At 46.1% G+C, this 16,263-nt stretch carries 11 protein-coding genes and 2 pseudogenes; 1 reads left to right on the plus strand and 12 read right to left on the minus strand.

What is annotated here, in order from left to right:
• Nucleotides 1-310 precede the first annotated feature (310 nt).
• The 11 genes and pseudogenes from ADU23_RS04515 to ADU23_RS31960 all read right to left on the minus strand — a co-directional run.
• Nucleotides 311-1,435 (minus strand): annotated as a pseudogene (locus tag ADU23_RS04515) (alpha-L-arabinofuranosidase C-terminal domain-containing protein); the annotation flags it as partial.
• Nucleotides 1,428-2,000 (minus strand): LamG-like jellyroll fold domain-containing protein, encoded by a 573-nt coding sequence (locus ADU23_RS04520; RefSeq protein ID WP_053372655.1) that lies wholly within the window; start codon nt 1,998-2,000, stop codon nt 1,428-1,430. The pseudogene ADU23_RS04515 and the gene ADU23_RS04520, both read right to left, overlap by 8 nt.
• Nucleotides 2,001-2,236: 236 nt before the next feature.
• Nucleotides 2,237-2,890: a M48 family metallopeptidase gene (locus ADU23_RS04525; RefSeq protein ID WP_053377462.1), complete on the minus strand. Its 654-nt coding sequence runs from the start codon at nt 2,888-2,890 to the stop codon at nt 2,237-2,239.
• Between the two features lie 178 nt (nt 2,891-3,068).
• Nucleotides 3,069-4,217, minus strand: a complete 1,149-nt coding sequence (locus ADU23_RS04530; RefSeq protein ID WP_053372656.1) for a response regulator — start codon at nt 4,215-4,217, stop codon at nt 3,069-3,071.
• Nucleotides 4,192-6,021 (minus strand): sensor histidine kinase, encoded by a 1,830-nt coding sequence (locus tag ADU23_RS04535; RefSeq protein WP_053372657.1) that lies wholly within the window; start codon nt 6,019-6,021, stop codon nt 4,192-4,194. Before ADU23_RS04535 ends, ADU23_RS04530 begins: the two co-directional genes overlap by 26 nt.
• A gap of 313 nt (nt 6,022-6,334) precedes the next feature.
• Complete coding sequence (locus ADU23_RS04540; RefSeq protein WP_157265609.1) at nt 6,335-6,700, minus strand: hypothetical protein; 366 nt, start codon at nt 6,698-6,700, stop codon at nt 6,335-6,337.
• Nucleotides 6,701-7,066: 366 nt separating this feature from the next.
• A complete protein-coding gene (locus tag ADU23_RS04550; RefSeq protein WP_053372660.1) occupies nt 7,067-8,425 on the minus strand; it encodes a HAMP domain-containing sensor histidine kinase in 1,359 nt (452 codons plus the stop codon).
• Nucleotides 8,422-9,096, minus strand: coding sequence for a response regulator transcription factor (locus ADU23_RS04555; RefSeq protein WP_053372661.1), 675 nt, complete (start codon nt 9,094-9,096; stop codon nt 8,422-8,424). The genes ADU23_RS04550 and ADU23_RS04555 overlap by 4 nt, the downstream gene beginning before the upstream one ends.
• 61 nt (nt 9,097-9,157) lie before the next feature.
• Nucleotides 9,158-11,125 carry a serine hydrolase domain-containing protein gene (locus ADU23_RS04560; protein ID WP_053372662.1) on the minus strand — a complete coding sequence of 656 codons (1,968 nt, stop codon included), beginning with the start codon at nt 11,123-11,125 and terminating at the stop codon, nt 9,158-9,160.
• Between the two features lie 554 nt (nt 11,126-11,679).
• Nucleotides 11,680-12,249 (minus strand): GNAT family N-acetyltransferase, encoded by a 570-nt coding sequence (locus ADU23_RS04570; RefSeq protein WP_053377463.1) that lies wholly within the window; start codon nt 12,247-12,249, stop codon nt 11,680-11,682.
• A 267-nt stretch (nt 12,250-12,516) separates the two neighbouring features.
• Nucleotides 12,517-13,104, minus strand: a pseudogene (locus ADU23_RS31960) (aminoglycoside phosphotransferase family protein); the annotation flags it as partial.
• Nucleotides 13,105-13,528: 424 nt separating this feature from the next.
• Here ADU23_RS31960 and ADU23_RS04580 point away from each other — a divergent pair.
• Nucleotides 13,529-14,851, plus strand: a complete 1,323-nt coding sequence (locus ADU23_RS04580) for an IS4 family transposase (protein WP_053372664.1) — start codon at nt 13,529-13,531, stop codon at nt 14,849-14,851.
• Between the two features lie 281 nt (nt 14,852-15,132).
• Here the strand turns inward: ADU23_RS04580 and ADU23_RS04585 are convergent, their stop codons facing one another.
• The gene (locus ADU23_RS04585) at nt 15,133-15,852 is read right to left on the minus strand and encodes a hypothetical protein (protein WP_053372665.1); all 720 of its coding nucleotides are present in this window, start codon (nt 15,850-15,852) and stop codon (nt 15,133-15,135) included.
• Nucleotides 15,853-16,263: the final 411 nt, after the last annotated feature.

A 16,263-nucleotide genomic window follows, 5' to 3' on the forward strand; every position in this document is an offset into this window, starting at 1 on the left:
CTGTCTTTCCTCACCCTTCCTCTCAAGTTGTTGTTTAAGCGCATAAACTTATAAGGGTAGCGACAGTCTTTATCATGAGTCCGTTTTGTAATGGGAATATTAACATCAGTAATAAAATTGTGTAAAAATCACACAAAAACAAGAACACTAAAATAAAATCGGACATAAAACAACATTATACGATTTTCCCCCACTCGATATTATGTAAATATCTGTTTAAATGACTTTCGAGGAATAGAAATGGATTATAGACAAAAATAGGATGAAACAGGTTATTATTCCTGCTCCATCCTATTTGACTTGCATCCTGTTAAATGAGTGCCAAAATAAGCACGTTTACGGAATGGGCAGCCAAGGTTATCGTTGCCGTGCCGTTATCCACATTTATTACCTTTTCGCATGGTGCAATCTTCTCATCATTCTTCTTATTTACATTCGGAAGATGCACAAGCGGGGAGTCGCCGGTTAATGATACCCATTTGCCAGCGGACGTCACTTTTATCCCTGCAAAATCAAGCTTAATAGCTTTCTCCACGCTGTCGGCATTCACAAGCTTCACGTATATATGCTTGTCATCCTTCGTAACCGAGTTGTAAATCTCTCTATTATAAGCTTCGAGCTTATATTCCAAAACCTTGCTAGTCGTTATGCCATCCGTATATGAGCAGATTAGCTGTTTCCCATTCGCGCCGCCGTAGTCAACCGTAATCGTATATTCCGTTTGATTGGTTAACGCTTCATAACAGCTCGCTCTTAGGTTGCCGGCTGCCGTGCTGGAGGAATAATCGCCCAGCGTATACCCTTCGATTCCTCGCTTGTACACTTTGACGCCGGTTGCGCTGCCCTTATAGCCGATCGCATATTCGATGACATCTTTTTGATCCGGCGAGATATCCGTCAAGCCAGCGCCAACGTAGAAGCCGTCTTCGCCGCCTATCTTTTCCGCAACGACCTCTAATTTGTAGTTCGTCCATGCTTCATTCAGCAAATACAACCCGTTCAGGCCGCTGCTTTGTGCGTGAAGCACTAAGCCTTTGACCGGATCAACCGTATAGCCATCCGAGCCCGGAATGACTTTCCATGCAGCGTCCAATGGCTTCGTAAAATCCTGCTCCAGCAGCACGCTGCCGTCCGCGTTTGAGGTCACTTTTGCGTGCTTGACCACAATCGCTGCATTTCCTGCTGCCAATTCAATTCCGCCATGAGGAATAAGCGCTGTCCTCTCGCCGTTCCGATAAGTCGTGAATGAAGTGCCTACAACCTTGTTGCCGAGGTATTTGGCATACAGCTGCTGGACGTAATAGTTTGGCGTATACCACACCGTCTCGTCATCGAACCAGATGCAATCCGGCGTCCATCTATACGTGCCATCTGTTAGCACCTTGTTGAATAATGGCGCTGTTGCCGCCAATCTGACCACATCCGCATTATTTTGCGCGCAGCTTGGCATACGTACCGCTTGAAGTCTGGCTGATCGACCCGTCGGCAACCATTTCGCCGTTAACATATATAACAGGGCCTGCACTGCTTAATGTGCCGCCCTTTGTTCCTGTAACAGACATGGAAATATGCATCCATTCTCCCGCTGCAAAGGACTTTCCAGGATCAGCGACTAAGTCCTCTCCTGCAAAGCAAGTACCGCGCAATTGACGCGTCAGGAAGAGATAAGGCCCTGTCTGGCTTTTGCCAAAATCAAAAATTCTTTCCCATACGCTGGCTCCTTTACCTGCGTAAACCCAAGCAGCAACCGTGATCCCTGTATGGTCGCTGACTTCCTTCAAAAGACCGGCAGGCAGCTGCAAATAGGATGTGCCGCTTTGTCCGCCAGCAAGCGTAACCGCCGCTCTGCCTCCTACCGTTTGAACCCAAGGTTGCGCTGAGCCTGATGCAACCGCGTCATTGCCTCTCCCGGAGCTGTCCAGTCCAACATGCACGGGATTATCAAATCTGAAATGCGCTATCTTGTTATCGTTAATCCTGTTTCTGTTGTCATGTTCCATAGAAGATCACCTGTCATCTTTGTATTAGAAAGCACACATAACCTAATGTAAAGCTGATCATTTTCTTTCCACACGGACATAATAACATATTTGCTAATCAATTAATATATTAACTAATGTATATTTTATAACTGATTTTACTCCGCTCCATAGCCTAAAATAGCAAAAGAAACCTCTGTTAATCGAACGCAGAAGTTTCTTTCCTGTTATTTCGCATATATATTCGTGTCTCGTGTCTAGAGTGTCATTGCTTGCCCGTGCCGCGCCAAATACTCTTCCTTCTCTTTATAATCAGGCATAATGCTGCCGACGCGCCGCCAAAAAGACCGATCATGATTCATATGGAGCAAATGGCATAGCTCATGGACGATTACATAATCGATCACATCAATTGGCGCCATTGCCAGCCGGTAATTAAAGGTTAAATTTTTGCTGGAGCTGCAGCTTCCCCATTTCGTCCGTGAATCTTCGATTTCTATGGATTTAGGTTTGACCTTCAGCTGCGCTTGATAGCTCTTAATTCTCTCTCCTATTACTTTCTTACAGCTATTAAAATAAAACTTCTTAAGATTTTTCTTTAGCTCCTCTTCATCCAAACCCGCGGTGTCAATTAGCTCATTAAGGAAATACTCTTTGCCAAGGTGAAGAAACTTTCCTTGCTCTTGATATTCTTTTGTCCTAGGCTTGTTCCGGGCTTCCGCGATGAGATGCAGCTTGTCCACAATCTTTTTCCCATGATGCTCCACAGCCTTGACAATAACCGCTTCGCTAGTCCCATTGGGAGCCTTCACGGTAATAAATCCTAACGAGTCTATTTGAATGGAAATTTTCTCTCTGTTTCCGTATATCACATTACATTCGATTATTTCGTTCTCAAATTCAATTTTCATATCCACCATCGTTTCCTTAAGGCTATTTCTAAATGACAAAAAATGAGGGGAAAGAGCGCAGGGATCAAGGTTTCTCCTTGTTCCCTTCTCTTTCCCCTATTTTAGCATGCTGCATAGTATATCAGGTAATACCCATGCTTGCAGGAAAAAAATAGATGAATTAAACAAGCCAGCTATATTATTTTTTATCGGCAAGCCGGCTTATCAGCAAGTCGTATAAATGGATCAGCTCAGCGGATGGGCGAATGCCAAGCTCGCGGTTGAGAAGCCGAACATAATCGGTGTACAGAGCGTTTAGCCCTTTTTTGTCTCCGGTCATCTCGCGTATCGTCATGAGCTGGCGGATTACCGATTCATCCAGCGGATTGCGCTCGTTCAGCTTAAGCAGCAGCTTTGAGGCGGAGGACGTATCACGTTTCGAAATGAGCACCTCGGCAACCCTCTTTACGAACGAGGCGTACAATTCCGCGTAACGCTCCGTCTCGTGAATCGCCCACACATAAGCCTTGTCCCCGAACAGATCGCCCGTATACAGCCGTTCGATTTGCAGCGCCCTCTCCACATTATCGCTATCGATGGATTGCAGCTGCTCCGCTTGCTTTTCAAATGCCGCGTAATCGATGACGGGAGCTTTTAACTCCAGGGCGTAACCATCGTTCTCCGAGCGCACGGCCTCTCGCATCCCAAGCGGCTCGAGCGATTTGCGCAATTGATAGACGGTCGTGTTCAAATAGTTCTCTGCATTGGCTAGGTGCATCCCTCCGAAAATATCCGTGACCAGCCTGGAACGGGGGATTCGTTTGCCGCGGTATAACAGTAAATAAGCGAACAATTCCGCGCATTTCCGCGAGATCCACTTGACGCGGCCCGCTCCATTGCTTACGGCGACGTCGCCTAGCATCGTTAGGACGATGCTGCCTGAATCTGTGGTAGCCGGAGGCAGCATCGACAATGAATCGATCGCACGCTGATTCGCAAGCGCGCGGTATACGGTCCGCTGCAGCCTCTCTTGCGAAACGGGCTTAACCAAATAATCCAGCACGGACAGCTCATACGCTTCAAGAGCAAACTCCTTGTGCGACGTGACAAAGACGACTTGTATGCGCGAATCCGAAGCCTCGAGCTTGGCTGCGAACTCCATCCCGCTCTCGCCCGGCATAGAAAGGTCTACCAAAGCCAATCCAATATCGCTGTTCTCCTTGAGAAAGGAGGCTGCGGACTGCGTATTCGTAAAAGTGCCCGCCACGTGAATGCCGGGCAGCTTAACCAGCATCTTACGCAAAATTAAATGCATCGTTGGCTCATCGTCCACCAAAATAACTTTCATTTGCGTCCTCCTCCCATCCACCGTTATCAAACGTTTCCCGTATACCAGCCGATCCGAACAAGGTAAATGAAAAGGTCGTTCCAATGCCCGGCTCGCTCTCGAACCAAAGGCTTCCGCCATGTATGCGAACAAATTCGCGTGTCAGCGCTATTCCGAACCTCGTATCCCCCGAATCATCCCCGCTAACCAATCCTTTCAAAAACGGCTCCTCCAGGCGCAGCAATTCCGATGTCTCATCGTCGATTCCCGCTCCGTTGTCACGTACGGATACGACGATCATATCGCCTTCGAGAGCAGCCCCCACTTCAATCTCCCCGCCTATTCCCGTAAACTTGATCGCATTCGAAAGCAGGTTTCGCAAAATGAGATCCAGCATCTCTTTATCCGCTCTAACCGTAAGCTTCTCATCGATATTCTCCAGCATACGAATTTGCTTCATGCCAGCCTTCGCGCCGGAGAGCAGCAAAGCCTGACGCACGACCTGCTGCAAGTTCCAGCCTAAAGGACGAAACACGACCTTCCCTTTCTGGCTGCGATACCAATCGAGCAAATTATCGACGAGATTGAACGTGCTTTGTACTTGTCCTTTGAGCTCCCGCACCAATTCGGCATGCTCGAAGTCAGCGGCCGTCCACTCATCGCCCAGCAGCTCGGTCAAGCTGACGAGGAGCGCAATCGGATCACGAATGTCATGCGCCACGACGGTGAACAGCTTGTCCTTGAACGCATTCAGCTCTGACAATTGCCGGGCATTCTCGCGAAGCCGCGCTTCGCTCTCCTTCAGCTCCGTAATATCGTTGAACATTAAAATTCTGCCTATCAAAATATTGCCCGAATCATAGACGAGCGAAATGCTGCAGTTATAATATTTGTTCCGGTTCGCATGCACGCTATGGAACGGGAAACGTTCTTCCCCGCCGCTTGCGGCGCGAATGCGCTCAAGCAGCTCTGGGTTTGCCGTCAGCACCTTCTCCATATCAGCGGGGTAGCGCTTCGTTAAACCAAGTTCGGGAAGCACCTCTTCGGCCGCACGGTTGTAGCTGACGATTTGATCCTCATAATCGAGTAAGACGACCCCGTCCCGGATCGTTTCAAACACTTTCGCCAGCGCAAGCGGCGTTAAGCGAAGCAAATTAAACCGGAGAATCCCCCACACGTAGGCGATACCTGATACGGCGAATCCGAACGGCGTCAAATCGACGCTCAGCCCTGTCCAAAAGAACGTATTAAGAAACATAGGCGCAGCTGCGCCGAGCAGAAGAACGACGATTTGCTTGCGTACAATCGGCAAAGCACGCCAATACATAGGAATGAACAGCAGTATCCCGCATAATAGAACGGAATAATTATAGAGGGTGTGCACCTCATACCACGGCCCCTTGATTGTCGTGTACAAAGGAATCGCAGAGTCCGTATTCAGGATATATTGCTCATAAATCAAATGATGCCAGTCGTTGGTTAAATGGAGGAAAAAGACGATTACGGGGACAATAAACAGCAGCAGCACGAGCCGCCTACGATAACGAACCGCCGTCCCGGTAAATTGGATCGCTAGAAGCAGCCAGAGCGTAGAAACAAAAGGTATGCCTATATATTCGATTTGAAGCGACAGCTTCATTTCGTCCAGATTGCGGCTCAACACCTCGAACGCGTAGCCAAGTGCATAAAAAGCCGCTGACAGCATGATCAGGATCATCGTTTTGGCAACGGGCAGATGGCGTTTCCGGTAGGATAAGAATGAGACAAACAGCATTATTGCCGTTGCGAGGAAAAGCGTTACCGACATCCATTGTCTTGTGTCCACAGCTGAGTCTCCCTTGTATCAAATGACTGCCGCGCCGCTTTACGCGCCAGCTAGGCAGCATTATTTTAAAACAGATCATGCAGGCCTGGGGAATGAACTCCCTCTCTATCTATTATACTCGTAAGCGTAGAAGCCTTGATATACCCCATTTGTTGCTCTAATGCACGCCAAAGAGTCATAGACCGTCGCATACAGAAGACCGACCCGTAACCGGATCGGCCTTCTTTGGACTATGCGCGAAACGTTAATTACTCCATTCATAAATGGTTGCCGTTCGCCATCTGCAGCGCGACAACCAAATCGGCGAGCGTAATCATGTTGGAGACCGGAAGCCATTCACACTAGACAGACTTGCCATAGCCGTTACAGCCGTCTCAACCGGCGGATTGGGTATCGGCGCAACAACAGGTCCGCCGCCGCCACCGCTGGGCAAGGTGCCCGAAGGAGAGCCTCCGTTTTCTGCTATTTCCAAGCTGCGCGGCCCTTTAGCCATCCATTCGTTCATTGGATTCTCCGCCCCATGGCCCGCGATATCATGCGGAGAGGGTGCCACGGACTCCGCAGCTGCCGCTTCATACCCTGCGCCGAGACCGTGCTGAATAATGCCCCCGACCATACTTGCGATCAAAAGCCATTTGAGCATGATGCCTTTCCATTTTCCCGCAAAAATTGTTCCCAACATAAATTCCCCTTTCATAAAGCAATCCTTGTCCTAATCGATTTATCGTCCTTGCCCGATGATTCAATTGACTCCAAACGCTATGGACATGGGCTTCTTTTCATAGACCGATTCATAGCTTTCATAAATAAGTCTACAGCGGACAAATAAAAGAATAATGAAAAACTTATGCAAAATAAGACAATAACCGCGCAGCATCAAGCCTTCGCGGTTTTTGTCGTTCAGTATAATTTTTTCGGGAAGCTGCTCGGACCCTTCTAGCTCCTGTACAAATCGCTTCGTGTTACGAAGATGGCCCACCATATTTTCATATGAAGAAAATAGCTTATGAGAACATAAACAGCAGCGGTTCCGCTCATCGTCTTGCTACCGCTTCCGAATGGGCAAATGAACGAGCACTGTCGTACCCTCGCCCAGCCGGCTTTTCATTTCGATGCTTCCATGATGAAGCGTGACGATTTTTTTCGCAATGGCAAGCCCTAGTCCATTGCCGCCGATGCTGCGGTTCCGCGATGGGTCCGTTTTGTAAAACCGCTCAAACACGTAATCGAGCTGCTCCGGCGCTATTCCGATTCCCGAATCGGTTATCGCGACAATGATCTCATTTGCCGACTGGGCAATGCTTATTCCGATCTGGCCGCCCGCGGGTGTAAACTTAATGCCGTTGCCAAGCAAATTCATCCATACCTGATTAAGCTGGTCGCGATCCGCCGTTATTTTGGCATCATCAGCCCCTTCCAAATCAATGTGAATGCCCTTCGCCGACCATTGCGGCTCGCAAGTTACGACCATTTGCCTCATTTGCTCGACAAGGTTATACGTCTTAGCCTCAAACGGATGATGCTCTGAATCCAGAGAAGCCAGCTTCAGCAAATTATCGCTAAGCCTGGAAAGTCGCCCGCTCTCGGTGATGATGATATCCAAATAATAATTCCGATCATTTTCCGCTACCAAGGTACTGTTTTTCATAGCCATGGCAAAGCCGGTAATCGACGTTAACGGGGTTTGGATTTCATGCGAGACATTCGAAACAAAATCCTGCCTCATCTGCTCCAGCTGTTTAAGCTCGCTCGCCATCTCATTAAAGCTTTGAGTCAAGGTTCCCATTTCATCCACGCGTTTCGTTTTGATTTCCACGTCAAAATCGCCCTTTGCAAGCCGCTTGGTCGCCCCCGTCAATGCTTGGAGGGGCTTGACCAAATAACGCGCCGCGATAAGAATGCATGAGCTTCCTATCGCCAAGCCGAGCAGCAAAATGAGCAGCATCATCCGGTTAAGGACATTTTCGTTCTGCGGGGAAAACTGCATGAACATGGCATGAGGCTCCCCCTCAGCTGGAAAGGGAAGACCGACGAACGTTTGCTCCCCCTCGCCCGGCGAGCGGTAATATTGTCCCTCCAGCACCTGCCGAACCGCATCCGCTGGAATTTTGAGGCTGCCCGAATCGTCTAAATCATAGAAAGTAAAGCTGCCCGAAGCATCGTAAATGTGAATCGGGTAAGCAGACACCTTCACCATGCGCTGCATGAACGCGTCGCGATTAGGCGGCTTAGTTTTTTCATAGAGACTTATAATCTCTTCGCCTACGGCGATCATATCGTTTTGTCCGGTATGGTTTATTTCTTTCTCGAATAGAAAGTACCCCATAAAGAAGGAGGACAGCAAGCTGAAAATAATGACGGCCAGAAACGTGATAATGATGCGGACATATAAGGTTTTGATCATGTAATGACTAACCGGTACCCCAGACTACGGGCTGTTTCAATCGTAAAATGCTGCGAATCGCCGGCGAACCTTTCCCTTAGCCGCTTAATGTGAACATCGACGGTTCGGTCATCGCCTTCGTAATTTTTTCCCCATATATGAGTGATCAGCTGCTCGCGGGTAAAAATTTGCCCGGGATGGTTAGCCAGCTTGAACAGCAGCTCAAACTCTTTTAAAGGAAGATTCAGCGTTTCATCTCCCTTTATCACTTGAAAGTTACGGCGATTCAGCTCAATGCCGCCAAGCTGTATCGTTTGCGAGGCGACAATCAAATAACGTTTCAACAGCGCCTTCACCCTCATCACAAGCTCCATCGGATCAAAAGGCTTCGTTAAATAATCGTCTGCTCCAAGCTGAAAGCCTTTCACCTTTTGCGCCGATTCGCCCTTCACCGTGACCATTAAGAGAGGGATATTCGAATCGATGCGCCTGATCTCCCTGCATAATTCCCAACCGTTCAAGTTAGGCATCATAATGTCGAGGATAACCAAATCCACCTGCGCATTTTCCACAATCGCCAGCGCTTCCGCACCGTCTTTTGCCTCTATAATCTCAAATCCTTCGTTTCGCAAAAATAAGGTGATCAGCTCGCGAATGTGCGCATCGTCATCCGCGATTAGGATTTTAGCCATTTGAGAGTAAACCTCCGATCTTTATCATTTGTTCTCTAGCGGGCGGACAGCTGTTGTTGCTTTACCCCAACTGCCAACCTAATAGATTCCAATGGAAAAAGAATACACTGAGTACGACGGCCGACAACGCTACGAGCGAGTAATGCACGCGTTTTAGCTCCGTCCAATATTTGTTTTTCCATGCCATTACACTTACTGCTATGATTGCCAAGGTCAGCCCTAGAAGGATGATCGGCATGAATAAATAAAGATTTAACGACAGCGTAATTCGGCTAAGCCGATCCAGCAGGTCCATGTTCAAAACCACGACGAATGTCGCGACGCACGTCGCTAGCGCCCATGCCGCAGTAGCTGCCGATAGCCAAACTGCCCACTTTTGCACGCCCGGCATTGCTTTGATCTCCCGCCTGCGATAAGCAAACCCTAACAATGCGGTGATGAACAGAGCTGCCGAAAGACCGAGCAAAGGAAACCAGAACTTATTCCGATCGATGAGCGGCGTGCGCTCAAGCGGCATGGACGGAAGAAAATCGAGAAGCAAATGAGTGACCTTCCCCGATTCGTCGGTGCGGAATGCGATTTGCTGCGTGCCGCCAACTTCTTGAAAGATATTGGGTTCAATGGGGACGTACAATTGCTGTTCGGCGCCGCTGCCAATCGATAGCTGTTCGCCTGCTGCCGTGATGCTGATTTGGGACATGAAGCTGTAGAACTTATCGATATCGGTATGGTTGCGGCGCGTAAATTGATAGGAGCCGGCATATTTTTGCACGGAGCTTGCAAGCTCAGCGGACACAGGAGGTTGCTTGGCGTCTTTCTTCGGATAATAACGGTCAACAAAAGCTTTCGCCAGCCCGGATGCTGCTGCCCCGCCATCGCCACCGCTATAGGAAACAAAGATGCCAATTTGCTGCTCCGGCAATAGATAAAGCTCCGTATTGAATAACGTATCGGCGCCGCCATGGGAAATAACACGAATATCGTTCATTTGCAGCTCGTAAAACCCAAGGTCCATGCCAGGCATCCGTTTGTCAAACTGGAATGCCGGCGAATGCATCAGCTTAGTCGTTTCTGGTTTGAGCATTTGTGTGTCGCCATAACGTCCGTCCTGAAGATGGGCGAGCATGAAATGAGCCATATCGAGCGCCGAGACCGATGCCGAACCCGCAGGGCGGAAGCCTCCTTCGAACGTAGGCGGCTTGGCAACGAATGTGCCGCTCTCCCGGGCATAGCCCTGCACCTCGTTAGGCTTCAAAGCTGCCGGAATTGGCTCCTGAACCGTGGCATATTTCATGTCGAGCGGATCAAAAATATTTTGCTGAATATAGTCATTATAAGCAATTCCGCTAACTTCCTCGACGATTAGTCCCGCCAGCGCAGCACCATAGTTGGAATACGCCGCCATCTCGCCCGGGGGCATTACCCGCGCCAGCATATGCTTGGATAGCGTCTCCGAGATGGATACCGGCAGCTTCTTAGGGTCCGTCGTAATTTGATAGCCAAGACCCCCTTCCTCAAATCCGGCGGTATGGGTCATGAGATGGCGCATCGTAATCGGCTCCGAATAGGTTTTTGGTATTTTTAACGTTTTCAAATACGTGTTAACGTCGGTGTCGAGATCAATCCTGCCCTGCTCAACCAACTGCATGACAGCCGTCCAAGTGAACAGCTTCGTTGTCGAAGCAATCCGAAACATGTCGGTCTCTGGGTTAACCAGCGAGCCCTCTTCGATATTGGAATGGCCATAACCTTTGCCGAGCAGGATTTTCCCATCCTTAACGACCGAGATGACCGCGCCTGGAATTTTGTAATTGTCCATGTGCACCTTCATAATACCATCAATGAATGCCGTTAACTGAACGGCGTCGTCTACATCTGCCGCTTCATACGGTTGGTCGGGCAGACGTGTAGACGTGGCAGGTGCAGCGGAAGCGGATGCCTGAACCCCTAACGAGCCTGCTCCAAGCGCTGCCACCAGCAACACCAATAAAATCATTTTATAGCTTATCTTCTTCATCGAAAATGACATAATAGTCCTCCAACATTCAGCATTTTTGTGATAGTGAACTCTCGAGTTACTTTGGAGAGCATATCATAAGCATGTGAACGGAGCGTGAACCTGGGAGGGATTTACAAAAAAGAGGCGATGATTGGGCTATTTAGGTGGGGTAAATTAAAACGCAATCAAAAATCCCCTCCACGAAAGAGGGGACTAGACACGAACGTGACTTGTTTTAAACTAATCGCTAGATGAAGAAGACCCATTATCCGAACTCGATGAATCGTCGCGGCTGCTCTCGCTTCTTGAGGAAGAATTGTCCTCCGTATTAGAATAGTCGCTGAAATTTCGCGGCGGCGTTTCTTCATAGTAGCTGCTTTGATTTACATCATAATCAAGCTGATCATCAGTTGTTGATGCTGCGAACGAGTCACTCCTTAATGGATATTTTCGAGGAATAATGTGGCCTCTGCCCTTACATTTATTGCATTGCTTATTCCACAGGAATCCGCTAACTTTGCCGCTACCATTACATTTGCTGCATCTCTCCATGAAGACACCCTGCCTTTATATTTTTAGTCCAATCATTTTACATACTCTTCTCTTAAAATACTGTATATTTCCAAATCGACGATTCCTTTGCCCGCCCATACTGTGGCTTGTCTTAACGTCCCTTCTTTAATGAAGCCGTTTTTCAGCAATACCTTCTTTGATCGTTCATTTGGCGGCATCACATCAGCTTGAATGCGATTGACGTTGACGTCCATAAACAAGTAATCGAGCATTATTTTGACCGCTTCCGCGGCAATTCCTCTGCCCCAATGCGATTCCGCCAAAAAGTAGCCTATCGACACCATGTTCACCTTTTGATTAAAATCGAAAACTTCAATAATGCCAAGCAATCGATCGCTTTCGTCATTCGCGAATACCCCCCACTTGACCCTCGAACGCTTATTAAAATCTCTCTCAAAATGACCTATCATATTTTTTACCGTGTCTTTATTGTGTTTAGGTATGATTCCGCAATATTCAAACACTATATCATTGTTATAGATTTCAAAGACTTCGTTAAAATGATAGTCTTCAATCTTCTTCAATACCAATCCGTCCGATTTTAAAATAGGAAACTGCTCAAACATGGCTTCAATATCCATCCCGTCACCGCTCCTCTTATTCTTACTTGTGGAAATATCGCTGAACTCAAACTCTTTTAAAAATGGATTGCCCGTTATTAAGCGTCTTACCCGCTCCATTGTATGAGGCCCTTTGGGCGTGCCTCCGTTTCTGCTTAGCCAAATCCATCTAAGGCAAGCCAGCGCTTCAAAGGCATCAAGCTCCTCCTGCGGCATATCATTCTTTGATAGATAAGCAGTACGAAAAACTTCGGCATGCGTCTCCGAAATGTATATTTTTTTCAGAGTAAGCGACCATGCAAAATCATACCTAGGGTCTCCCAATTGTCCGTTCGTCCAGTCGATTACGGCATACCGGCCATTTTCCTCCAAAATGTTGGCTAAGTGATAATCACCGTGAATAATATGCTCTTGTTTAATTGGAGTCCTTTGGACAAGAGGAGCTAACGCTTGATAAATGTCTGAGTGCTCTCTCACCCCGGGAAAAAAGTAATCGCAGAAATCATACTTTGGAAGATTAATATTTTGAATTTCTTTCAGGTCCATTTGATGGATCATAGCTAAAATATTTGCAATATCCGTCATTTTCTTGTCATTCACTTTACTCACGGGCGTTCCATCGAACGTTGTTAGCATCACCTGGTCCCCGTTTGAATCGATCCCCCAGCCTAGCGGCGTTGATACGGATAATCCTCGTTCATGAAGGGCATTCAGCAGTTTAAATTGAAAGCTAACATTCGGCTTGGAGCCTTTATTCCATACTTTTAACACGAAACTTTCTTTACCCGAATTGATCAGCTTAACCTCGGCTTCAAATCCTTGGTCCATGGAATGAATCGTTAAGCTGTCCTGCCGATTTAATAAATCATCCAGCATTTCATTTTTTTCTGCCCATTTCACGTTGCCTATAAAAGTGCCCAATCAGGATCATCCTTTCGAGTATCTAATGCTACTTAGCATTTCTCTTCCTAACCTTCGCTTGGACATTCATGCAAAATACGAGGCAACTGTTAAGCCCGAGACATACCAATAGTTTGAGCTTTTGACTGCTATGTTCTTCTATGCGTGTTTTTCTCTTTCCATTTTAATCTTTATTAGTCACTATTATCTATAAAAATGCAAAAAAGAGAGGCTTGGTGCCCAATGTCATTAAGATAAGGCGCAGGGCCAAAAATCAAAAAAAGAGCAAGGCTATCGAAAAGATAACCTGCTCTTTTTTTGTACAAAAATGTGAATAGGACTTGACAGATAGAAGGAATTGTGTGGCGAAGCCCCTTGAAAAAACGAGGAGGTTACGCCAATGGATACTTACGCAAATTCATTAAAAAAAACGCTGACATCCCTCATACAAGAAATGTCAGCCGCACCAGCACCTTATGTCAAAAACCCTGAAAAGGATTTTACCCGAAAGAAAAAGCTTCCCTTTGAAACAGTTATGCAACTCCTGATCTCCATGGGGGGCAACAGCCTATATAAGGAACTCTTGGAATCACAAGGCTATGATGTAAACACCGCAACCGCTTCAGCTTTTGTCCAACAGAGGAATAAAATTCTGCCATCTGCTGTGGAATTCTTGTTTCATGAATTTACAGAGTCGCATACGGATATCAAGGACTATCGCGGGTATCGATTACTTGCCGTTGACGGTTCGGATTTGCATATCGCAACGGACCCTGCGGACAAGGATACCTATTTTCAAAGTCAACCGAACACGAAAGGTTATAATCTTCTGCATTTGAATACAGCCTATGACCTCTGCAACAGACTCTACGTGGATGCGATTGTTCAGCCACGAAGGTTGTGCAACGAGGGAAGGGCGCTGGCTGCGATGGTTGACCGTTCTCCCATCAAGGGCAAAACGATTGTGGTTGCTGATCGAGGTTATGAAAGTTACAACAATTTCGCGCATATTGAACGCAAAGGGTGGAACTACGTCATACGAGTAAAGGATTTGGATTCCAATGGTATTCTTTCGGGCTTGCGTTTGCCCGCTAGCGGAGCGTTTGATATTGACGTTCATCTAACACTCACTAAAAAACAAACCAAAGAGATCAAGGCTCATCCCGAAATGTACAAATTCGTCCCTTCCACGTCTACCTTTGATTTTTTGGATGTGCAAGATAATTTGTATTACCCAATTTCCTTTCGGGTTGTTCGTTTCATCCTGCCCAGTGGCGGTTATGAAACCGTCATTACGAATCTTTTTGCCGCTGATTTCCCACCGAATGAAATCAAGTCCATTTATAACATGCGATGGGGCATTGAGACCTCTTTCCGGGCATTAAAATACACTGTCGGTCTGACTAGTTTTCACGCAAAAAAGCAAGAGTTCATCGTCCAAGAGATTTTCGCAAGAATGATCATGTACAATTTCGCTGAAATGATGACCTCGCACGTCGTCATTTCGCAAATGGATAAACGGCACGCCTACCAAGTCAACTTCACGGTTGCCGTTCATGTTTGTAGACATTTCTTGTGGTTACGCGACGATGAACTCCTGCCCGATGTTGAAGCACTGATTCGAAAAAACATTTTGCCGATTCGACCCATTCGCCCAGGTCAGAAGAATACACGCAAAATCCGTTATAAATCAGCGGTTAGCTTCGTTTACAGAGTAGCATAATTCGGTTCACTTGAACATTTTTTAAGCGGATATTGTATCCGCTTTGTTTGCTGTACGCTTTTTTACTTGGTTGAACTAAAAAACAAACGGCATAGGGCTTCTCCCCATGCCGTTTCGAATTCCGCTTTATTTCCGGTTTTGTCTTTTAGCTTAACTTAATGACATTGGCTTGGTGCCCCTCTTTTTTTAAAAGCAAATCCATCAAAATATGAATTATGGTGCCATGTTAATAGCGCAACGCTTTCCACATGTGTCGTTTGCTTGGTATTTACTCAAGAAAATTATAATTTTTTCTTTAATCCGGCTACTGCTGCGGTTAGTTCTCTTAATACCTTTTTACCATCTTGTGCACATTGTTTGAAGTCTTGATAAGGATAAACACTATTATGCTTATTGTAATATTCTTTGGGATCACCCATACCATGCTGAAGAGCATTACGATATTTTTGCCCCCACTCTCGCACACTTGCCAAGATTCCGTCAACACACGCTTCGTAATTTGCTTTTCCTGGTGCGGACGCACTTATATTATTTTTTTTATCTATGTTGTCTAAAATACTGTACTTGTTATTAGTCGATACCGAAGAGATTTTAAAATAGTGTTTTAATAAATTACCGTAGTGTGGTTCAGTCAAAAGTTCTTCAATACAAATAATTTTTTTATTGACTCCATATGAAAAACCATTTTTGATTTCATTTTCAAATATTCTGTAAGCAGGATGAGAGGCTCTAGTTTTCTTATATATTTTTAAAACAATTGAATTTAAACGATCTTCAATAAGTGAATAGTAAATACTTATTGCTTCCCAGTAATATCCATTGTCTAATGCCGAGTCTCCTCTATTAATAATATATTTATACCAACGGCCTTTATTGTCAATTTCGTTATTTGCAGGCAACTTTGGCTTAGAAATTATTTTATTAATTATTGTAGCTCTTGGCTTTGTTCGTTTATTACGTTTTCTTCTTAACTCATTTAAATAAATTTCTCGATAATTCATGGTTCTCCCCCTTATTGTTTATCCCCTTTTACTTGTTGGACGGTTCCTATCTTTGTAAGTGAATATACCCATGCCAGTAATTTAGTCCAATAGTATAATTCAATGAGTCAATAGGATTTACCTTTTTTATACAGAAGTTTTTACACATTAAAACAGTGAAGTATTTCAAAGTATTTAATGAATGAATGTTCGCAAAACTTCGATTTAGTTTCTTCTCATACTGTCACAAGGTTGTTTGGCTGCACTAGAATCCCTTTAACACAAGGAAGACTACACATAAAAACGCCAACTTCTTGCTTTCGATACTTTCGTTCCTATAACATTTACTTTGGCTCGATAGGGAGGTTAACTTCTTAATTGCTGTAGTGCTCCCCTGACATATAGCCCCTTCTCAGGGTCGATCTTCAGTGG

This window comes from Paenibacillus sp. FJAT-27812 (genome assembly GCF_001273905.1).
Taxonomy (GTDB): Bacteria; Bacillota; Bacilli; order Paenibacillales; family Paenibacillaceae; genus Pristimantibacillus.